Source organism: Alteromonas sp. ISO5 (assembly GCF_058105165.1).
In genome coordinates this window covers 5,172,854-5,194,452 of the sequence record NZ_CM176572.1, presented here as the reverse complement: position 1 = coordinate 5,194,452, position 21,599 = coordinate 5,172,854, and the positions used below count along the sequence as shown (strand labels likewise).

The 21,599-nt window shown below is 50.0% G+C and carries 21 protein-coding genes; 16 read left to right on the top strand and 5 right to left on the bottom strand.

Annotated elements, in window-relative coordinates; all coding sequences use genetic code 11:
- Positions 1-13: 13 nt before the first annotated feature.
- Positions 14-652, top strand: a complete 639-nt coding sequence (gene pdxH, locus AC2T0J_RS23545; RefSeq protein WP_489808131.1) for a pyridoxamine 5'-phosphate oxidase — start codon at positions 14-16, stop codon at positions 650-652.
- 14 nt (positions 653-666) lie between these two features.
- A complete protein-coding gene (locus AC2T0J_RS23540) occupies positions 667-1,443 on the top strand; it encodes a TatD family hydrolase (RefSeq protein ID WP_489808130.1) in 777 nt (258 codons plus the stop codon).
- Here the strand turns inward: AC2T0J_RS23540 and AC2T0J_RS23535 are convergent.
- On the bottom strand, positions 1,404-1,814 hold the full coding sequence (locus AC2T0J_RS23535) for a hypothetical protein (protein WP_489808129.1): 411 nt from the start codon (positions 1,812-1,814) through the stop codon (positions 1,404-1,406). The genes AC2T0J_RS23540 and AC2T0J_RS23535 overlap by 40 nt on opposite strands.
- A 117-nt stretch (positions 1,815-1,931) precedes the next feature.
- On the opposite strand from AC2T0J_RS23535, the gene serB reads away from it, so the two are divergent.
- Entirely contained in the window at positions 1,932-2,945 is a 1,014-nt protein-coding gene (gene serB / locus AC2T0J_RS23530) for a phosphoserine phosphatase SerB (protein ID WP_489808128.1), read from the top strand.
- An 11-nt stretch (positions 2,946-2,956) separates the two neighbouring features.
- Here serB and AC2T0J_RS23525 read toward each other — a convergent pair whose 3' ends face one another.
- Entirely contained in the window at positions 2,957-5,479 is a 2,523-nt protein-coding gene (locus AC2T0J_RS23525; protein ID WP_489808127.1) for a PilZ domain-containing protein, read from the bottom strand.
- Positions 5,480-5,657: 178 nt separating this feature from the next.
- Between AC2T0J_RS23525 and radA the strand changes: the two genes are divergently transcribed.
- The gene (gene radA / locus AC2T0J_RS23520) at positions 5,658-7,028 is read left to right on the top strand and encodes a DNA repair protein RadA (RefSeq protein WP_489808126.1); all 1,371 of its coding nucleotides are present in this window, start codon (positions 5,658-5,660) and stop codon (positions 7,026-7,028) included.
- Here the strand turns inward: radA and AC2T0J_RS23515 are convergent.
- Positions 7,025-7,438, bottom strand: a complete 414-nt coding sequence (locus tag AC2T0J_RS23515) for a PilZ domain-containing protein (protein WP_489808125.1) — start codon at positions 7,436-7,438, stop codon at positions 7,025-7,027. The genes radA and AC2T0J_RS23515 overlap by 4 nt on opposite strands.
- A gap of 81 nt (positions 7,439-7,519) precedes the next feature.
- Complete coding sequence (gene ettA / locus AC2T0J_RS23510) at positions 7,520-9,187, bottom strand: energy-dependent translational throttle protein EttA (protein WP_489808124.1); 1,668 nt, start codon at positions 9,185-9,187, stop codon at positions 7,520-7,522.
- 230 nt (positions 9,188-9,417) lie between these two features.
- On the opposite strand from ettA, the gene lpxD reads away from it, so the two are divergent.
- The 12 genes from lpxD (at position 9,418) to AC2T0J_RS23450 (ending at position 19,646) form a co-directional block, all read left to right on the top strand.
- Positions 9,418-10,443 carry a UDP-3-O-(3-hydroxymyristoyl)glucosamine N-acyltransferase gene (lpxD, locus tag AC2T0J_RS23505; protein WP_489808123.1) on the top strand — a complete coding sequence of 342 codons (1,026 nt, stop codon included), beginning with the start codon at positions 9,418-9,420 and terminating at the stop codon, positions 10,441-10,443.
- Positions 10,444-10,664: 221 nt separating this feature from the next.
- The gene (gene glyA, locus AC2T0J_RS23500) at positions 10,665-11,921 is read left to right on the top strand and encodes a serine hydroxymethyltransferase (RefSeq protein ID WP_489808122.1); all 1,257 of its coding nucleotides are present in this window, start codon (positions 10,665-10,667) and stop codon (positions 11,919-11,921) included.
- A gap of 58 nt (positions 11,922-11,979) precedes the next feature.
- Entirely contained in the window at positions 11,980-12,429 is a 450-nt protein-coding gene (gene nrdR / locus AC2T0J_RS23495; protein WP_489808121.1) for a transcriptional regulator NrdR, read from the top strand.
- Positions 12,430-12,434: 5 nt separating this feature from the next.
- The gene (gene ribD / locus AC2T0J_RS23490) at positions 12,435-13,565 is read left to right on the top strand and encodes a bifunctional diaminohydroxyphosphoribosylaminopyrimidine deaminase/5-amino-6-(5-phosphoribosylamino)uracil reductase RibD (RefSeq protein WP_489808120.1); all 1,131 of its coding nucleotides are present in this window, start codon (positions 12,435-12,437) and stop codon (positions 13,563-13,565) included.
- Positions 13,566-13,586: 21 nt separating this feature from the next.
- Positions 13,587-14,246: a riboflavin synthase gene (locus AC2T0J_RS23485; RefSeq protein ID WP_489808119.1), complete on the top strand. Its 660-nt coding sequence runs from the start codon at positions 13,587-13,589 to the stop codon at positions 14,244-14,246.
- Positions 14,247-14,266: 20 nt separating this feature from the next.
- Entirely contained in the window at positions 14,267-15,367 is a 1,101-nt protein-coding gene (gene ribBA, locus AC2T0J_RS23480) for a bifunctional 3,4-dihydroxy-2-butanone-4-phosphate synthase/GTP cyclohydrolase II (protein WP_489808118.1), read from the top strand.
- Between the two features lie 72 nt (positions 15,368-15,439).
- Complete coding sequence (gene ribH, locus AC2T0J_RS23475) at positions 15,440-15,916, top strand: 6,7-dimethyl-8-ribityllumazine synthase (protein ID WP_489808117.1); 477 nt, start codon at positions 15,440-15,442, stop codon at positions 15,914-15,916.
- Positions 15,917-15,926: 10 nt separating this feature from the next.
- The gene (gene nusB, locus AC2T0J_RS23470) at positions 15,927-16,349 is read left to right on the top strand and encodes a transcription antitermination factor NusB (RefSeq protein ID WP_489808116.1); all 423 of its coding nucleotides are present in this window, start codon (positions 15,927-15,929) and stop codon (positions 16,347-16,349) included.
- Between the two features lie 63 nt (positions 16,350-16,412).
- Positions 16,413-17,378: a thiamine-phosphate kinase gene (gene thiL / locus AC2T0J_RS23465; RefSeq protein ID WP_489808115.1), complete on the top strand. Its 966-nt coding sequence runs from the start codon at positions 16,413-16,415 to the stop codon at positions 17,376-17,378.
- Positions 17,378-17,866, top strand: coding sequence for a phosphatidylglycerophosphatase A family protein (locus AC2T0J_RS23460; protein ID WP_489808114.1), 489 nt, complete (start codon positions 17,378-17,380; stop codon positions 17,864-17,866). Before thiL ends, AC2T0J_RS23460 begins: the two co-directional genes overlap by 1 nt.
- 191 nt (positions 17,867-18,057) lie before the next feature.
- On the top strand, positions 18,058-18,399 hold the full coding sequence (locus tag AC2T0J_RS23455) for a YciI family protein (RefSeq protein ID WP_489808113.1): 342 nt from the start codon (positions 18,058-18,060) through the stop codon (positions 18,397-18,399).
- Positions 18,400-18,407: 8 nt separating this feature from the next.
- Complete coding sequence (locus tag AC2T0J_RS23450) at positions 18,408-19,646, top strand: RNA polymerase sigma factor (RefSeq protein WP_489808112.1); 1,239 nt, start codon at positions 18,408-18,410, stop codon at positions 19,644-19,646.
- 69 nt (positions 19,647-19,715) lie between these two features.
- On the opposite strand, the gene dxs is transcribed toward AC2T0J_RS23450, so the two are convergent.
- The gene (gene dxs / locus AC2T0J_RS23445; RefSeq protein ID WP_489808111.1) at positions 19,716-21,578 is read right to left on the bottom strand and encodes a 1-deoxy-D-xylulose-5-phosphate synthase; all 1,863 of its coding nucleotides are present in this window, start codon (positions 21,576-21,578) and stop codon (positions 19,716-19,718) included.
- Positions 21,579-21,599 lie beyond the last annotated feature (21 nt).

Below are 21,599 nucleotides of genomic sequence, written 5' to 3'. Positions count from 1 at the left end.
GCAGGTAGTGAATATGAGTATCGCTGATATGCGTCGTCAGTACAGTCAGGGGCATTTAACCGATAGTGATTTAACCGACCATCCGGTAGACTTGTTTAAACAGTGGCTGGGCGCCGCAATTGATGCGGGGATCCCGGATCCTACTGCCATGACTGTCGCTACGGTTGATGCCGAAGGTCAGCCGTCGCAACGCATTGTCTTGCTGAAAGATTACGACCAGGAAGGGTTTGTGTTTTATACCAACCTGGGCAGTCGTAAGGCTAAAGAACTGCGTGACAATCCTCGTATTTCGTTGCATTTTCCCTGGTTTTTTATGGAGCGTCAGGTGCGTATCTGTGGCACCGCACAAAAACTTACCACGGCGCAAAACGCTAAATATTTTTTATCCCGACCGAAAGATTCACAGTTGGCTGCCTGGGTGTCCCAGCAGAGCCAGCCTATCTCCAGCCGCGAACTGCTGATGACACAGTTTCATCAGATGAAAGAAAAGTTCGCTAAAAAGGAAATCCCCTTGCCGGATTTTTGGGGCGGTTTCAAAGTGATTCCCCATCAAATTGAATTCTGGCAGGGCGGTGAAGACCGCTTGCACGACCGCTTCGAGTATACCAAACAGGCTGATAACAGCTGGAAGACCCAGCGGTTAATGCCCTAGCCCGACGGTTACCTATGATTGATTCGCACTGCCATCTGGATCTTCCTGAGTTTGAACCAGACTGGCAGGCCGTACTGAACCGTGCCGTTAAGCAGGGCGTTGAGCGAATATTGATCCCCGGCACAACGTTATCAGGCTGGCAGCGTCAGCAAAAAATGGCGGCCGACAACACGCAACTGGATGTCGCGTTTGGCCTGCATCCGTATTTCTTTCCTGACGATCCGGATAGTGCACTTGCGACCCTCCGGGAATTGCTGAAAACCACCAGGATAATGCCGGTAGCCATTGGTGAAATTGGCATTGATAGCACTATAGAAACTCCGCTTAATGCCCAACAAGCTTTATTTGAAGCTCAACTTAAGGTGGCCAGCGAACAGTCTTTGCCGGTTATTTTGCATCATCGCCGTTCTCATCATTTATTACTGGAGTCTTTAAAACGCAGCCGTTTTATTCACGGTGGGGTTATCCACGCTTTTTCCGGCAGTGAGCAGGTCGCCAGGCAGTATATTAAAGCGGGATTTAAACTGGGGATCGGCGGCACCATTACCTACCCGCGGGCACAGAAAACCCGGCAAACCGTGGCAAATATTCCATTGCAGTATCTGTTACTGGAGACCGACGCACCGGATATGCCCATAGCGGGTCGGCAGGGTGTGCGTAATGAGCCGCAGTTTATTGGTGAGGTGGCTTCTACCCTGGCAGATTTGAAAGGTATAGCACCTGAAGCTGTTGCAGAACAGACTTCGGCCAATTATTTCGCGTTGTTTGGCTCCCGCACCCAGTGTAAATAACCAAGTACCTGATTACCCTGTTTTACCGGCACCAAGTAGCTGGTACGAAGTGGCTCTTTCCGCATCAACTGCGGTAATAAAGTGGTTACGCCTTGTTGTGCTAAACGTTCGCCGGACGCTGAAAATACCGTGGCACGAAGAATGTGATTATCCTCGGCCATACTGGCCAGTACACGGTTGAGTTCAGCCAGGTTTAACTCTGCGACTGCCGGGCGAATGAGCCTCTCGTAGTGACGCCCCAGGGGATCTTCTGCTGGCGACGACTGACCCATGTGTGTGGTCACGGCAACCATTACTGCGATAAACAAACCGGTTATCAGTAAGGTCATCAGAATAAGCCGGTGGGCAGTTGAGAACGTAATACGGCGCAATGCAATACCTTTTATAAGATTAAAAATGTGCAACTTAGTCTAACTATGCATTTCCCAAACGCGGCGTATCCGTTAGGATCGGACTATTAGCTAACTCAAGTAATGAGAACTCGCCCTTTGGAATTAACAACGCTTAGTACAGAACAATTGACCAGCGCAGCCTTTCTTTCAGCTACGTTGGCAGAATATCAGAATCTTCGCTGGGATCAATCGTGCACCGGACTCGCAGTTCAGGCGCACGAGCAATCTGTTCAGCAACTTATCGTTAGCGGTCAGTCATTAACGCTGGAACAGCTCGCAACGATAGCCCAACATCTTGCTCCAGCGGTGAAGCTTGGTAGTTTTACGCTGCACTCCCACAGCGCTTTGATTGCCGGCACTGCAATTAGCTTTGATGTTGAATCGGTTGATGCCACTACGCAGACCCTGCATGATCTGCTCGATGGCGCCGCAAAGGCCTGTCATTGTGAGGTGGCATTGCGTGGCAACACACCGCAGTTAACACAGCCGGGGCTGTTGGTGATGGATATGGATTCCACTGTTATCCAAATTGAGTGTATTGATGAAATCGCCAAGCTTGCGGGCCTTGGTGAACAAGTTGCCGCGGTCACCGAAAAAGCCATGCGTGGTGAGCTTGATTTTGCTGAGAGTCTGCGCTCCCGGGTAGACTGCCTGGATGGCGTGGAAGTGAGTCAGCTTAAACAGATCCGCGACAGCATTCCGTTAATGCCCGGTCTGCAAAACTTACTGCAAGTGCTGCAACAGCATGGCTGGAAAATTGCCATTGCTTCGGGAGGCTTTACCTATTTCGCTGGTTATCTTGAAAATCGCCTGGGGCTGGATGCATCGCGAGCTAACGTCCTGGAAGAACTGGATGGCAAACTCACCGGCCGGGTAGTGGGGGGGATTGTCGATGCCCAGGTAAAGGCCGAAACCGTAGAGGAACTCGCCCGCCGTTGGGATATCCCAATGGCCCAGACAGTCGCCATGGGCGATGGTGCTAATGATCTTAAAATGATGGGCGTGGCGGCGTTAGGTGTTGCCTTTGAAGCCAAGCCGGTGGTCAATGCTCAGGCCGACGTGGCAATCCGCTATTCCGGTCTGGACGCGCTGTTAACCTACTTACAATAGAATTAAACGGTCTAACTCTTCAGTAACGCCTTGATGCCGCCAGGCTCAATGGCGTGCTGACTGGGCGTTTTATGGTTTTCGGCAATGCGATGCTCATCGAAGCCAAACCTTAGCAATACCTGATCGGTGATGTCTACGGCATGGACGCATGCACCAATACTCCACAACCGTTCTTCGAGCTCTTTTGCCCGGTGAATGGCATACACGCCGATGTAATTAATTTCTGATTGCAACATTTCCAAATCGGGTTTACCGGTAACTGTGACGGTAACGGACATAGCAATAAACTGACCGGTCGTCAGGGCATTCTCAATAAATTGTTGACGGGATTCTTCGGAGCTGAATCGGTGATCATAGCGCGCGTCGATAGCGTCAGCCGGTTCTTTTTCAGCCGGGCGGAAGGCCACGAAAATTTCGCGGGTCACCGGTTGATGTTCAGTTTTTACCTGCTTGATGGATTGTTGTATGAAGGGCGCATCCAGCGATCGATCGCGGAAGAACACCTCAAGGTTCATTTTACGCTGTTCGGCAAAATGACCAAACAGCGTTTTCAGACGTGGATTTGCGGCATTGCCTAAAACCCCTACCTGAGGTAAATAGCGCCCGCCTACCTTGGACAAAACAAAAGCCAGGGTAGAAGGGGTCTTGGCATTCATACAGCGTAATGCATGGCCAATGCCCGGAATTTCTTCTTCATCAGGATAGGTTTTGAGTGAGGATTTGTTGCTCTTTATCAGTTCGGCAAAAAAGCGGCGTGCCGGCAAGCCATCTTCACCGGCAACCGAACGTAAATGCAGCACATTTTTATCACCACTGATGTGAACGACCCGGTAGTGTAAATCACTGACATCAAACTTGCTGGTCAGTTCCTGTAACTTGGGCAGGCTAACCAACACCCGCATATTCAGATCGCCAAAATATTCGCCGTCGATTTCTATGCGCAGGCCGTTAATCGAGATATCTTCACTAATACCGTTAATGACTTGCCCTCTGGCTACGACCTGCACCGCGGTGCGCAATAAATAGCGGGTTTCCATGCGCTGTTCCTGAAATTTATAACGGAACGCTTTTATCTCTGCCGGCGGGCGATTGCGGGCATGCCCAAATAGTTTTAAGGCTTTTAATTGTGCGCGGTCAATTTTAATCTGACTGAACTGTAACTGTTCCCGGTCGGAGGTTATATCGGTTATCTGTACAGCGTAAGCCAGATTTTGTAACCGCGCCATCAGGCGAGGAGCTGGTTTAGCATTCTGGCGCTTAACTTTAGTGCCTACATCGTCGGGTAACGACAGCGGCGCGTAAGCATCCTCGGGCGATACTTTCACAATCCCTAATTTGAAAACACGCCAACTGACTTTTCTGGCGCCAAAGCCAATAAACAATTCACTCAGCGCCGGGTGACGAGCCAGTTCGTCACTAGAAGCGGAATAGAAATAAATTTTGCCATTCTGAATATGGTTAAAGCTGTATACATATAGCGCCGGGGCTTCATGTTTACTTTGAATTAATTGTTTTAAACGGTCGCCGGTAAGTAAATAACCGAGACGCAATTCATCGTCTTCGTCATTCCAGTAGCTCAGAATATGGCGGTTTAAATCGTTGGCCATGGCAAATCGTGCCAGCGCCCGGCCTTCTTTAACTTCGATAAACACAGGCAGGGTCGGACAACTGGGCGAGAAGTACTGCTCGCAGGACTTATTCATAATGGCGTCTATAGTATTATCCATATTCACCTTGTAGCGCCGTTTGTTGCCGTGGATGAACTTGTCGATGAACTGGTCGAAGTGGCCGTTGGGGGTGTCCTGCAACCGTTTCATTTGCAGAAACTGAAACTCTTTTTTGCGGGAAATACTGACTACCTGGTACTTAATAGCCATTTTTTTATCCAGCGAGTATTCGGTTTCAAGGCCGCGAAAATACACGCCAATTTTTTCGCCTGGCTTAAAGAGTTGCTCTTTTGAAAGTTTTATCTTCATGCCTTTGGCGGAAATATCCACGCTGGTAGCACGTAGACTGTTATTGCTTTCAGTGAAAACTTCCAGTGCCACCGCAAAGTTCATGCGTTCTTCATTACGCTTAGCGTAGTTCAACAAATTAATATTGGGCACATCAAACTGCGAAAGACTATTACTGCTTTTTTCCGGTAGCTCTGTGTCATGCTCGTTGCGGGCTTCGGCCTTTTCACGAATAACCCGAAAGTTATTCTCAGTGGCCATTACCGCTTCATATACGCCAAAGCAGTACAAACCAAACATCCGAACCTGTTGTTCAAATACCTCTATCGCCACATCATCCAGATAATGCTTGATGCCATCGTATTCGTACAGTCGGCATTCTCCATCTACCTGACCGCGTAAATCGATGGCTCGCATGCAGGGGCGCGCCAGTCGCTTTACTTCCATTTTTATCAAAAAGCGCTTTTCTTTGGCAATATGAGAAGCAACCTGCTGAAGCACCTGATTGAACTCGGGTTCTTTTACCATAGGTTTCAGTTGTTCTATTATCTGCGCGTACTGCGATAAATCCTGATTCATGCGAGGTTTTGCTGTGTCCCTGACGGCTTTTTAGTATATTAACGACTTATCGGCAAAATAACTGACTACATTAACGTGGAGGTAATTCTGCTGTTCCCTAAGTGATGGGTTCTGACACCAGAAGCACATCCTTGTTAACGAAATCATAATACTTATATTTGTAGAAACCAATTGATTTATGGCGAAACGAAAAACAGCTTTTGTATGCTCTGATTGCGGTGCGGAATTTCCGCGCTGGCAGGGCCAGTGCAGCGAATGTAAAGCCTGGAATACTATCTCTGAATTTGTGGTCAGTCCGGCTAAATCCACGGTCAAAGGTAACTTTGCCGGTTATGCCGGTCAGACCCATAGTCAAATCCAGACGCTGAATGAAATTAATGTAGAGGATTTACCTCGTTTCAGCTCTGGTCTGAAGGAACTCGACCGGGTGTTGGGCGGCGGTATTGTTCCCGGCTCGGCCATTTTAATAGGTGGTTCACCGGGCGCAGGCAAAAGTACGTTGTTGCTGCAGGTAATGTGCCAGCAGGCAACCACTAAGTCTGCGCTTTACGTGACCGGTGAAGAATCGCTGCAACAGGTAGCGATGCGCGCCAGGCGTTTGGGCCTGCCCGATGACAAGCTCATGATGCTAGCTGAAACCAATGTCGAAATGATTTGCGATCTGGCGTTAAAGCAAAAGCCGCAGATGATGGTTATTGATTCCATTCAGGTAATGCATGTCTCTGATGTCCAGTCGGCACCGGGCAGTGTGTCTCAGGTTAGAGAAAGTGCTGCGTACCTGACCCGCTTTGCCAAACAACATCATATTGCGATGTTTATTGTTGGCCATGTCACTAAAGACGGCAGTCTGGCCGGGCCGAAAGTGCTAGAGCACTGTATTGATTGCTCCATGATGCTGGAAGGGGAGAGTGATGGACGGTTCAGAACCTTGCGCAGTCATAAAAACCGTTTTGGAGCAGTCAATGAGCTCGGCGTGTTTGGCATGACAGACAAAGGGGTTAAGGAAGTTGGCAACCCCTCTGCTATATTCCTTAGCCGCGGCGATAGTCAGGCCCCGGGCTCAGTGGTAATGGTTATCTGGGAAGGCACCCGCCCTTTACTGGTTGAGATCCAGGCATTGGTTGATTATTCCCAGCTCAACAATCCTCGCCGCGTCACCGTGGGTCTCGAGCAAAACCGGTTAGCCATGTTGTTAGCCGTGATGCACCGCCACGGCAATGTGCAGATGAATGATCAGGATGTGTTTGTTAATGTGGTGGGTGGCGTAAAGGTTAGCGAAACAGCCGCCGACCTGGCTTTACTCGTCGCCATGATATCCAGTTTCCGAAACCGCGCTTTACCCCGTGAACTGATAGTCTTTGGCGAGGTTGGGCTGGCTGGCGAGATCCGGCCGGTACCTAACGGTAGTGAACGTTTAAGTGAGGCGGTTAAGCACGGCTTTAAACGAGCTATTGTGCCAAAGGCCAATGCACCGAAAAACAAAATTGAGGGTTTAACTGTGATCCCGGTAACCAAACTGAGTGATGCGTTAGAGGCTCTCGATGCCTAGGTCGATGACAGTGATGCGGTGATCTTGCCGACCAGGGTTTCAAGCTCAGTGGTGTCAAGGTCGTCCTGACCGCTATTCAATAGCAATAAACGCCGTAGTGAGCCTAAATCGTCTATTGAGATATGGGTAATGCGGATCCCGGCTTCGGTTGATTCGCCGTTCTCCGGCGACTGATCCAGGCGGATTATTTCGCCGCTAAGAGAAATTAGCGGACTGTCTTCATTAGCCTTAAAGTTAAGCCCGACCTTGCCTACTGCAGGCAAGCTAACGTCTGCAGGCAGCCGGGCCACCCTCAATCCCTGCAATGATACGTCAACGACTTCTACTGGTATGATATGACCCTGCGCGGTAATAAGTTGCCCTGACAAATAAATGCCAACCCGTTGAAAAAAACGTTTTTCTTGTTGCATGGTAAACCTGATTCCTGTTTTTACAAACGGGCTATGCACCCTCAGTTATTAGTGTAGTGCATAGCCTGATGTTTGGCCGGTTTACTTACTGATACGTTTGTATTTCAATCGGTGTGGCTCAACCACATCCTGACCGAAGTTAGCTTTTAACCAGCTTTCATAGTCGTTGTAGTTACCTTCATAGAAGTTAATTTTGCCTTCGTCGCGGTAATCGAGAATATGGGTGGCAACACGGTCGAGGAACCAACGGTCGTGCGAGATAACCATGGCGCAGCCGGGGAACTCCAACAGAGCGTTCTCCAGTGCCCGCAGCGTTTCTACGTCCAAATCGTTGGTCGGTTCGTCGAGCAGTAGTACGTTACCACCCGCTTTTAACAGCTTGGCCAGATGTACCCGGTTGCGTTCACCACCGGATAAATCCTTGATGAATTTTTGCTGGTCAGTGCCCTTGAAGTTAAAACGGCTGCAATAGGCGCGGCTGTTAAGTTCAAAATTACCGATACGAACGATGTCCTGACCGTCGGACAATTCCTGCCATACAGTATTGTTGCCATCCATGTGATCACGGAACTGTTCAACGCTGGCGATTTTAACCGTATCACCAATGGTGACTGAGCCGGCGTCTGGTTGTTCTTTGTCGGTAAGCATTCTGAACAGGGTCGATTTACCGGCACCGTTGGGGCCGATAATGCCAACGATAGCACCCTTGGGTACCGTGAAAGTCATGTCGTCGATAAGGACACGATCACCGTAGGATTTTTTCAGGTGCGCAACTTCGATGACCTTATCACCCAGGCGCTCACCCGGCGGAATAAACAGTTCATTAGTTTCGTTGCGTTTCTGATAATCACCACTTGATAGTTCTTCAAACCGCGACATACGCGCCTTGCTCTTTGCCTGGCGACCTTTGGGGTTAGTACGTACCCACTCAAGTTCCTGTTTGATGGACTTCTGACGGGCATTCTCGGTGCGCTCTTCCTGTTCAAGACGCGCCTCTTTTTGCTCCAGCCAGCTTGAATAGTTGCCTTCCCATGGAATGCCGTGACCACGGTCCAGTTCCAGGATCCAGCCTGCCACGTTGTCGAGGAAATAACGATCGTGGGTAATGGCCACTACCGTCCCCTCGTAGTCGTGCAGGAAGCGTTCTAACCATGCGACGGATTCGGCATCCAGGTGGTTAGTCGGTTCGTCGAGCAGCAGCATGTCGGGTTTTTCCAGCAGCAGGCGACACAGCGCTACGCGGCGGCGCTCACCCCCAGACAGTTTGCTGACATCGGCATCCCACGGTGGCAAACGCAGTGCATCGGCGGCACGTTCCAGCGCGTTTTCCAGGTTATGTCCGTCTTTGGTCTGGATAATGGCTTCCAGTTCGCCTTGCTCTTTGGCAAGGGCATCAAAGTCGGCATCCGGATCGGCGTAAGCGGCATACACTTCGTCAAGGCGTTTCAGCGCATGGGCAACATCTGCCACGGCTTCTTCAATATTGCCACGCACATCTTTGGTTTCGTCCAACTGAGGTTCCTGGGGCAGATAACCAATATTGATGCCGGGCTGGGCACGGGCTTCACCTTCAATCTCGGTGTCAACACCGGCCATAATGCGTAGCAGCGTGGATTTACCAGCGCCGTTTAAGCCCAGTACGCCAATTTTCGCGCCGGGGAAAAAACTCAGTGAAATGTCTTTTAGAATCTGACGATTAGGTGGCACAATCTTGCCCACCCGGTGCATGGTATATACGTATTGTGACATGCTTGGTCCTGGCTTTTTAGAAAGTCGCTATTGTAATCAAAGACGCAGCTACTTGGTAGGCGTCTGCGGCTTATAGGTTAGTACAAAGTGGTATTTTTTAAATCCCATGTGAGCCAACCGGTGATTTTTTTTGTAAACTACCCCTATCGGAAACAGGTTTAATGCCCGGCAGGCTCAATTGCCGCTTTCATACGTTGTCGGGTACACCCAGAATTAATGAAGGATTTTTCATGCCAGCACAACCTCAAGCGCTGTCTTTAGCTCAACTTGCTGAACAGGTTGGTGGTGATGTCCATGGCGACGGTTCAGTTATGCTATCCGGCGTCAGCACTCTGAGCAGTGCAACATCTTCTCACATTTCTTTTTTAACTAACGGTAAATATCGTTCTCAACTACAGTCGACTGAGGCTGGTGCCGTTATTTTGCATCCCAACGAAGCGGAAAATTGCCCGCTGCCCGGCTTATTGCATAATAACCCCCATGCCGCCTTTGCCCGCATTGCACAAATATTTGACACTACGCCCGGTGTGGCGGTAGGTCAGCATAAAACCGCCGTTGTCGCCGACTCGGCCAAGCTGGGTGACAACGTAGCTCTGGGCCCGTATTGCGTTATCGAAGATGACGTAGTGCTGGGCGATAATGTGGTGATTGGTGCACACACGGTGATCAGTCGTGGCTCGCACATTGGCAACGGTACGGTAATTCATCCTCATGTCACGGTGTACCATGGTGCTCGTATTGGTCAGCGGGTACGTATTCACAGCCAGACAGTGATTGGAGCCGACGGCTTTGGTTATGCCAACGATGCGGGTACCTGGTTATCCATTCCGCAGACCGGTTCGGTGGTCATTGGCGATGACAGCCAGATTGGCGCATCCAGTACCATCGACCGCGGTGCCCTGGACGATACCATTATCGGTAAGAATGTGATAATTGATAACCAGGTGCAAATCGGCCATAACTGTATTATTGGCGATCACAGTTGCATTTGTGGTGCTACTGGCATAGCTGGCAGTGCGACCATTGGCAAGTATGTCATTATTGCTGGTGGTTGCGGTATTGGCGGTCACCTGACCATTTGCGATAAAGTGCAAATTACCGGTTACACCATGGTAATCAGTGACATCAAAGAACCTGGCGTCTATTCATCAGGTCAACCGGCTATGACAAATCGAGAATGGCGCAAAAATGCAGTTCGCAACCGCCAGTTAGAACAACTTTTCGACCGTGTAAAACAACTGGAAAAGAAAGACTAAGCGCCTTCTGGTCAAGGCCTGCCATGCTTTCTTTGCATGCCGGGCCTGTGCATCTGAGCAGACTGCACAGGCCAACTGTAATCCGCCGTTGACAGCCAGTTTGCGCTATTACTGTTCGGATTTGTCATAAATCAGCCACAAAGCAGTATACATAGCACGTAAAATGACTAGAATATGCGTCTCTGATTTTACGCGACCCCAAAACGCAGTAAGGAGCCTTCATGTTACCGCGCCAAATGAACATTGCCGATTTTGATCCGGAATTAGCCGCAGCGATTGATAAAGAGAATCAACGCCAGGAACACCACATTGAGCTGATTGCCTCAGAAAACTATTGCAGCCCTCGAGTAATGGAGGCCCAGGGGTCGCAGTTAACCAACAAATACGCCGAAGGTTATCCTGGTAAGCGTTACTATGGTGGCTGCGAACATGTAGACGTTGTTGAAGACCTGGCCATTGAGCGTGCCAAGCAACTGTTTGGTGCGGAATATGCCAACGTGCAACCGCACTCTGGTTCGCAGGCAAACTCTGCAGTCTTTATGGCGTTGCTTAACGCCGGTGATACGGTACTGGGGATGAGCCTGTCTGAAGGTGGGCACTTAACTCACGGCGCCAGCGTTAACTTTTCTGGTAAAACCTACAATGCAGTGCAGTATGGTTTAAACGAAGAAACCGGCGAAATCGATTACGACCAGGTTGAAGCGCTGGCTGAAGAGCACAAGCCAAAGATGATTATTGGTGGATTTTCTGCCTACTCGGGGATTGTTGACTGGCAGCGTTTCCGTGCCATTGCCGATAAAGTGGGTGCTTTCCTGCTGGTGGATATGGCTCACGTAGCGGGTCTGGTTGCTGCAGGGGTATATCCTAACCCACTGCCACATGCACACGTAGTAACCACTACTACGCATAAAACTCTGGCTGGTCCACGTGGTGGCCTTATCCTGTCTGCCTGTGGTGATGAAACCATCTACAAAAAGCTTAACAGCTCAGTCTTCCCGGGTAATCAGGGTGGTCCCCTGTGTCACGTTATTGCTGCTAAAGCGGTTGCGTTTAAAGAAGCTCTGCAGCCAGATTTTAAAGCTTATCAACAGCAGGTTGTTGCTAACGCCAAAGCCATGGTAAGCGTGATGCAGGAGCGCGGTTATAAAATCGTTTCCAACGGCACCGATAACCACCTGTTCCTGTTAGATCTGATTGATAAAGATATTACCGGTAAAGATGCCGATGCAGCCCTTGGCCATGCTAACATTACTGTTAACAAGAACTCTGTACCGAATGATCCACGTTCACCGTTTGTGACCAGTGGTTTGCGTATTGGTACACCAGCGATTACCCGTCGTGGTTTTGGCGAAAACGAAGCCAAGCAGGTTGCCGGCTGGATTTGTGACGTACTGGATAACATGGGCGACGAGAGCGTGGTTGAACGCGTTCAGAAAGAAGTGGTTGAGTTGTGCTCACGCTTCCCGGTATACGCCTAATCCGAGGAATTGCGGCTCAGTGGTTACTGGCTGAGCCGGTTACTAAGCAGGAGCGTTTATGCATTGCCCCTTTTGTTCTGCCGAAGAAACCAAGGTTATTGATTCCAGGTTAGTCGCTGAAGGACATCAGGTGCGCCGGCGCCGGGAGTGCGCTGAATGTCATGAACGCTTTACTACTTTTGAGAGCGCCGAACTGGTGATGCCGCGGGTAATCAAACGCGATGGTACCCGCGAGCCTTTCAACGAAGACAAACTGCGCGCAGGTTTACAACGGGCACTGGAAAAACGCCCGGTAAGCACTGAAAAAATCGAGCAGTGTGTTTTGCAGCTAAAATCCACACTACGGGCAACCGGCGAGCGTGAAGTTGAAAGCGAGTTTCTGGGCAACCTTATTATGGACGCTCTAAAGGAACTGGATAAAGTGGCTTATGTTCGGTTTGCCTCGGTGTATCGTTCTTTCGAAGATATTAAAGAGTTTGGTGAAGAGATAGCCAGACTGGGGGATTAAATCCCATGCAATGCCTCAACCCTACCCCTGCCTCCGATGAATACTGGATGGCAAAAGCCATTCAACTGGCTGCCAGGGGACGCTATACCACCTCTCCCAATCCCCGTGTTGGCTGTGTAATCGTCAAGGATAAAATCTGTATCGGGCAGGGGTATCATATTCAGGCAGGCACGCCGCATGCCGAAGTGCATGCGCTGGTTGCCGCGGGTGACAACGCCCGCGGCGCAACTGCCTATGTTACCCTGGAACCCTGCAGTCATACTGGCCGCACACCGCCTTGCGCTGATGCGCTGATCAAAGCCGGTGTGGCGAGAGTCGTTGTGGGTATGACCGATCCGAATCCACAGGTGAGCGGCAACGGAATTGAACGTATTAAAGCTGCGGGAATTACCGTCACGCAGGATGTGTTAGCTAAGCAGGCCAGGGCGCTTAATCCAGGATTTATCAAACGGATGCAACAGGGCCTGCCGTGGGTGAGGGTCAAGCTGGGCGTAAGTCTGGATGGCAAAATAGCGCTGGCCAATGGAGAGAGTAAATGGATCACCGGACCCGCCGCCCGGCGTGACGTGCAGCGACTGCGGGCGCAAAGTTGTGCCATAATTACCGGTAGTGGTACGGTGATTGCCGACAACCCGAGTATGCTGGTACGGCCGGAACAGGCCGAGTTTGGGCATTATCCGCTATCTGCGGTACGACAACCATTACGGGTGGTGATTGATTCACAGGAAAAGCTCACACCAAACTGGCTGATGTTTAATGATGGACATCCGGTACTGCTTATTAATCGGCATTTCCGAGCGGGGTTCAGTCAGGACGTTGAACAGTGTCAGTTACCGTTGTCCGCAGAAGGGAAAATTGATCTACACCTGTTGCTCGTTGAATTGGCTGAACGCGGTATTAACGAGGTGTTAGTGGAGTCGGGTGCAGGACTTGCCGGCGCGTTTATGGATAACAACCTGGTGGATGAGCTGATTGTTTATCAGGCGCCTAAACTGTTGGGAGATAAAGGCGTATCCATGCTGACGTTACCGCAATATACGCAGGTAAGTGCAGCGGTGCACTTGAAATTAACCGACATCAGACATATAGCAGAAGACATCCGGTTGACCTACCAATTAGCTGTCGACAAGTCATAATACAGAACACGAGAAGACATTATGTTCACTGGAATTATTGAAGCGCTCGGAACCATCGAATCTATGGTTGATCAGGGTGAGTCCATCCGCCTTAAAGTAGGCGTTGGCAAGTTGGATATGTCCGATGTGGCACTCGGAGACAGCATTGCCACCAATGGCGTTTGTCTTACTGTTGTCGACTATAGCCCGCATCATTATAGTGCGGACGTTTCTGCTGAGACTATCCGCCTGACCGGTTTTGCTCAGTATAAACCGGGCACCCAGGTTAATCTGGAAAAAGCCATGCAGGTAAGCTCCCGCTTCGGTGGGCATATTGTCTCCGGGCACGTTGACGGAGTGGGCGCAGTTTCGCGCATCATAAAACACAGTGACTATGTTGAAATCTGGATCGACGCGCCGGATGATCTGGCCAGGTATATTGCCCACAAGGGGAGTATTACAGTTGATGGCGTTAGTCTTACAGTAAATAAAGTGAACGGCAGCGAGTTTATGCTGTGGATCATTCCCCATACGCTGCAGGAAACGGTGCTGGGCACCTATAAAACCGGTACCAGAGTGAATTTGGAAGTGGACGTTATCGCCCGCTATCTGGAGCGACTGATGTTGGGCGACAAAGCCGCCAGCAAAAAAAATGATATCAGTCTGGAATTTCTCGCCGAACACGGCTATCTAAAAAAATAACCCTACAAGACACAATATTTATGGCACTTAATAGCACCGCTGAAATAATCGAAGATATCAAGCAAGGCAAGATGGTCATCCTGATGGATGACGAAGATCGCGAAAACGAAGGCGATATCATCATAGCCGCCGAGCATGTCACCCCTGAAGCCATTAACTTTATGGTAAAACACGCCCGGGGCCTGGTGTGTTTACCCATGACCGCAGAGCGCTGTCAGCGTTTAAACCTGCCATTGATGGTAGACCGCAATAAAGCCCAGTTCTCGACCAACTTTACGGTTTCCATTGAAGCAGCTGAAGGGGTCACCACCGGCATTTCTGCTGCCGACCGGGCTACCACGATTTTGGCGGCGGTAGCTAAGGATGCGCAGGCAAAAGACATCGTTCAGCCGGGACACATTTTCCCCCTCATCGCCAAAGAAGGGGGCGTACTTAACCGGGCCGGTCATACTGAGGCTGGTGTAGATCTGGCGCGGCTAGCTGGTTGTGAACCCGCGGCGGTTATTGTTGAAGTATTAAATGACGATGGCAGCATGGCTCGCCGTCCACAGCTCGAGGCCTTCGCAGCAGAACATGATATTAAAATTGGCACCATTGCCGATCTGATTGAATACCGCAACCTGAACGAAACCACGATTAAGAAGGTATCCAGTTGTCAGCTACCCACCCAGTACGGCGAATTTGAACTGCATACCTTTAAAGATGTTATCGACAACCAGTTGCACTTTGCCCTGAAGAACGGTGATATTCAGGCTGAGGAGCCAACCCTCGTGCGGGTGCATCTGCATAACACACTGAGCGATTTACTTGGCTCCACCCGGGGAATTTCTCGCTCAATGAGCCTGCCCGATGCAATGCAACAAATCGCCGAAGAGGGTGGTGTACTGGTGTTGCTGGGTAAAGAAGAAGATCTGGAATCTCAGCTCCAACGGTTCGCAGCTGAAGACCGCGGTGAGCAGCCGGTAGGTAAAAACTGGCAGGGCTCTTCGCGCACAGTAGGCGTGGGAAGTCAGATTCTGGCCGCCATGGGCGTGCAGAAAATGCGATTATTAAGTAAACCCATTAAATATCACGCCCTTTCCGGTTTTGGCCTGGAAGTTGTTGAGTATATTCACGACTAACGATTGGGTTTTGGCGCTGTTGTGGTATACTTCGCGCCGTTTTTGACACGGGATTCATACGGGATTTGGGCTATGCAGGTTATCGAAGGTAATATTCGCGCAACAGGTAAGAAATTTGCCATTGTTGTTTCACGTTTTAACAGCTTTGTGGTTGAAAGTTTGTTGGAAGGTGCGCTGGACACTCTGGAGCGTCATGGTGAAGTCAGTGATGAAGATGTCACGCTGGTTCGCGTGCCTGGTGCTTATGAGCTGCCAGTCGCAGCAAAAAAATTAGCTGAATCTAAGAAGTTCGATGCCATTATTGCCCTGGGTGCCGTCATCCGTGGTGGTACACCGCATTTCGATTTTGTTGCCGGTGAGTGCAACAAGGGTCTGGCACAGGTTTCACTGGAATACGGTTTACCGGTTTCTTTTGGTGTGATCACCACTGACTCTATCGAACAAGCCATTGAGCGCTCTGGTACCAAAGCCGGTAACAAAGGCGCTGAAGCTGCTCTGGGCGCACTTGAAATGGTGAATGTAATGTCTGCCCTAGACGACCTGGCATAAGGAAACTACCGTGAAAGTTTCTCCTCGCCGTCGGGCCCGTGAAATAGCGCTGCAAGGCGTTTACTCCTGGCAAATGACCCATAACCAGATCGACCAGATTGAACTCGCCCTGGCGACTAGCAACGACATGAAAAAAGTAGATATGAACTATTTTCAGTTATTGTTACGCGGGGTTGTTCGCAGTGCGTCTCAGTTAGACAGTACGATTAAACCCTACCTTGGTCGTTTGCCCGAAGAGCTGGATCCTATCGAAAAAGCGATTATACGGTTAGCCACTTATGAACTAACCGAACAAGTCGATGTCCCATACAAGGTAATTATCAACGAAGCCATTGAACTGGCTAAATCTTTCGGCGCCGAAGACAGCCATAAATTTGTCAATGGCGCACTGGATAAAGCGGTTAAAACCCTGCGTCCTCACGAGCGCGGCTAAACCTGCTACGTTGAAACCAGAGCAGGATGCTCTTCTTTTAAATTCTCAACTTTCCGGACTACTGTGAAAGAGTTTGATCTGATAAAACAGTACTTTGCCCAACGTGGTCACGTCAGAAAGGACGTGATCCTTGGAATAGGCGATGACTGTGCTGTGACCAAAGTACCCGATAACCAACACCTCGCCATCACTACTGACACGCTTATCAGCGGTGTACATTTCCTTGCTGATGCACCGGCGCGTTCCGTCGCTTATAAGGCGGTCGCGGTAAACCTGAGTGATCTGGCGTCCTCAGGTGCAGAGCCTGCGTGGATAAGTTTGTCGCTGTCGTTGCCGTCTTATGATGAAAACTGGATAGATGAATTCGTTAACGGCCTGTACGAATTAACTGAATATTACTCGGTGCAGCTGATCGGTGGTGATACGGTCACCGGACCACTGGCATTAACGATTACCGCCCAGGGCTTTGTTCCACCAGACACCGAGTTACGCCGCAGCAACGCCAAGCCCGGCGACTGGGTTTACGTAACCGGTAATCTGGGTGATGCCGGTGCTGGACTGGACATCCTTAAAGGCGAAATCGAAGCCGTCGGCGAGCACCGTGATTACCTGATTAACCGTCATTATTATCCGACCCCAAGGGTGATGGCCGGGACATCCCTGCGTCGTACAGCTAATGCCTGTATTGACGTGTCTGACGGGCTGGTGTCTGATCTGGGTCATATTCTCAAGATGTCTGGCTGCGGGGCGACTGTTCATGTTGACCGTCTACCCGTGTCATCGGCTCTTTTTGAGACCGTAGGGGCCCAGCAGGCTTACCGGTATGCCCTGGCAGCCGGAGATGATTACGAACTGGTCTTTACCGTTAATGAAGAGCAACGTGGCAATCTGGAAACCTCACTGACTAACGCTAATGTGAAAGCAACCTGTATTGGTCAGGTAAATGGTTATGCCGGTCAACTGGACCTCAGATTGTACGATGAAAAATACGTGCTCAGTGAAAGCACCGGTTATGAGCACGAGTTTTAATGGATAAAGCGCTGCGCAAGCGGGTATCAATGAAAAATCCGGTGCATTTTCTGGCACTAGGGTTTGGCAGTGGACTAATCCCACTGATGCCAGGTACCTTTGGTTCGCTGGCCGCATTGCCACTGTTGATCCCGTTTATCTGGCTTTCACCTTATGCACTGCTGATTGCAGCGGTGCTGGCCAGTGTTATAGGAATTTATCTGTGTGGTAAAACTGCTGATGACATGCAGGTGCATGACCATGGCTCCATTGTCTGGGATGAAGTGGCTGGCATCTTACTTACCTTCTTATGGGTACCTCTGACTCCAATCACGGTGTTATTGGGCTTTGTGTTATTCCGCTTTTTCGATATTTTAAAACCCTGGCCAATTAAACCTATCGATAAGTATCTGGCCGGTGGACTGGGTATTATGCTGGACGATATTGTGGCTGGAATTATGTCGTGTATCAGTCTACATGCAGTATTGTTCATCACTGGGCTTGCATAACCGGCCCCTGTTTTGTGCGAAGTCAGGATGATTGCCTGAGACTGCTACCACCTCTCGTGTCCCCCTTTATATCGATCGCACCTTTAATTTTTTTCGTGTTAGTTGTCGAATATTGCTATGTTCATTCGACAATAGAAAACAGGCGATAATGCTTGTCATACGATTAACGTTTTAAAGGGAGATAATAGACGATGCAATATATGTTACTCATTTATGGTCAGGAAGGGGCTGACGATGTGGATATGGATACCCTGATGGAGCAGTATTTTGCCTTTTCCAACGAAGTTGCGGAAGCGGGCGTTCTTGTCGGTGGCGAAGAGTTGGCACCGCTAGCCACAGCGACCTCTGTGCGCGTCAGAAATGGACAGACATCTATTACTGATGGCCCTTTTGCCGAAACCAAAGAAGCGCTGGGAGGATATTACATACTGGATTGTGACAATCTGGATGAGGCGATCAGCTGGGCCGCTAAAATTCCCTCGGCCAGATATGGTACGGTGGAAGTGCGGCCTGTCGCGCAACATCAGCAGTAACCATAGCGGTGATAAGTAAAACGATTGACCGCGTATTGCGAGGTGAGCATGGCCGCATTGTTGCGGCCATGTTGTGTTTTACCACTGATCTGGATTTGATTGAAGATGCATTGCAGGATGCCTGTTTGCAAGCCTTACAGCAATGGCCTGCTGATCAGCAACCTGATAACCTCACAGCCTGGTTGATTACCGTTACCAAGCGACGACTCATAGACCGCCTGCGTAGCTATGAGTATCAGCACAAACATCCCTATGGCCAGTCGATTATTGAAATTGCCGAATCTGACGAAGAAGTTGAAATTGATAGTCATAAACTCAACGACTTACAGCTAAAACTCATTTTCACTTGTTGTCATCCGGCCATTGCGCGTGAATCAAGGATCGCGTTAACCTTAAAGCTGTTTGGTGGCTTATCTGCGAATGAGATTGCCAGAGCATTTCTCACGTCTGAGTCAACCGTGCTACAACGAATAACCCGTGCAAAACGTAAAATTGCCCGCGCAGGTATCCCTTTTGTCATCCCTAGTGAGCAACAGATAACAGAAAGACTGCCAGGCGTACTGGAAGTTATTTATCTGATGTTCAACGAATCTCATACGGCATCGGCTGGCTGTCGTCTAATAAGAGAAGATATGTTCGATGAATCAATGCGTTTGGCGAAAATACTTTACAGCGCGACCTTAGATCCGGAAGCCGGAGGGCTTTTGGCTTTGATGTTATTCCATGACGCCCGTAGTTCGGCGCGGCAAGGCCAACAGTTAGCATTCATTGCATTAAGTGAGCAGGACAGGTCCCTGTGGAATACGGAACAGATACATCAGGCGCATACGCTATTATCGTATAACCTTAAGCAAGGTGCGGTCGGACCGTACCAGTTGCAGGCTGCTATCTCCGGTTTGCACGCGCAGTCTCTAACATGGGAACAAACCGACTGGCAACAGATTCATGCGCTTTACCAACTTTTATGCAAGGTACAACCCGGGCCGGTAACATCTTTAAATAAATGTGTAGCGCTAGCATTTAGCGGAAACACTAAAGAGGCTTACGAACAACTCCTCGAACTTGAAATGGCACTCACACAGTATCAGCCATTTTTCGCCGCCAAAGCCGAATTAGCTCAACGACTGGGCAAATACAATGAAGCCATTAGCGCCTATCAACAGGCTATTGATATGAGTACCAATCAGGTTGAGCGAGACTATTTAGTGAGTAAATGTAACCTCGTCCGCCATTTCTGTTCAGTATAAGCAGGTATAGCGAATGACTGGTGCAGGTTTGCAGAGATCAGGCACCTAAAACAGGTACCTGACAGGCGATCAAGCCAGGTAAGCGTTAACTTTGCTTATAATACCCGCGCTATCCAGTCCGAGTTCGGCGTACATTTCTTCCTGGGTTCCTTGCAGAATAAAGCTATCAGGCAGGCCAAGGGTCAGCACATCGGTTTTTAACCGGTTTTGCATTACGTATTCGCTTACCGCGCTGCCTGCACCACCCATAATGCAGCCATCTTCCAGTGTGACGAAGCATTCATGATCGGCTTTCAGGGCGTTAAGCACGTTGGTGTCCAGGGGTTTCACAAAACGCATATCCACCAGTGTGGCATCCAGTGCTTCAGCTGCAGCTTCGGCAAACGGCAGTAACGTACCAAAGTTTAACAGCGCTACCTTTTTACCGGTTCGTAGTGTCCGGCTTTCGCCAAGCGGCAGTGCTGCCATGGTTTCATCCGGAGTAATGCCTTTGCCGGCTCCGCGCGGGTATCTCACCGCCGCCGGGGCATTGGCCATATGACCGGTATAAAGCATCTGACGACACTCGTTTTCATCCGACGGGGTCATGACAATCATATTTGGAATACAGCGCAGGAAAGCGATATCGAAGGCGCCTTGGTGAGTTGGGCCGTCCGCGCCAACAATACCCGCCCGGTCGATGGCAAATAACACCGGCAGATTCTGTAAGGCTACGTCGTGAATGAGCTGGTCATAAGCACGCTGTAAAAATGTTGAGTAGATGGCGACTACCGCGTTCAGGCCATCTTTGGCCATCCCTGCGGCTAAGGTTACCGCGTGTTGCTCGGCAATCGCTACATCGAAATACTGCTGTGGAAACTGCTGGGAAAAGGCAACCATACCCGAGCCTTCACGCATTGCCGGTGTAATGGCCATCAGTCTGGGATCCTGCTTAGCCATATCGCACAACCAGTTGCCAAAGATAGCTGAAAAAGTGGGCTTGGAAGCCTTGGCTTTTGGCAGGGTCTGGTCAGCCGGATTAAACTTCGGCACGGCATGGAATTTAATCGGGTCTTTTTCAGCCTCGGGGTACCCTTTACCTTTGCGGGTTACTACATGCAGCAACTGCGGGCCCTTGAATTTACGCATATTACGTAAGGTGTCGACCACACCGTTGATATCATGGCCATCGATAGGGCCAATGTAATTAAAGCCCAGTTCTTCAAAAATGGTACCCGGTACTACCATGCCTTTAAGATGCTCTTCGGCGCGGCTGGCAAACTCTTTGATAGGTGGTACATTACTCAGCAGTTTTTTACCACCATCGCGAATACTGTTAAACAGGTTGCCGGTTAACAAACGAGCCAGGTGGCTATTCAATGCCCCGACATTCTCGGAAATCGACATTTCATTATCGTTCAGTACCACGACTAAATCTTTGCTGATATCGCCGGCGTGGTTCATGGCCTCAAAGGCCATACCGGCGGTCATTGCACCGTCGCCAATAACGGCTACAACCTTACGGCCTTGTTGCTCTTTGTCGGCCGCAATAGCCATGCCCAGTGCCGCACTGATTGACGTGGAGGAATGGCCCACCGCGAAAGTGTCGAATTCACTTTCCGGTGGCCATGGGAAAGGGTGTAACCCGTCTTTTTGACGGATAGTCGACATTTGTTCGGCGCGGCCGGTGAGTATTTTATGCGGGTATGCCTGGTGTCCCACATCCCAGATCAGCCTATCAAACGGCGTGTTGTAGATATAATGCAGCGCCACGGTAAGCTCAACGGTGCCAAGACCGGAGGCAAAATGACCACTGCTCTGGCTGACACAGGTAAGCAGGTACTGGCGAAGTTCGTCAGCCAGGGCCCGCAATTTGTCCTGAGGAAGCTCGCGTAACGCTTCGGGAGAACGGGCCAGAGCAAGAGTAGGATAGTGCGCTAAATCTAGAGTCATTATTTATTATTCTGATACGTT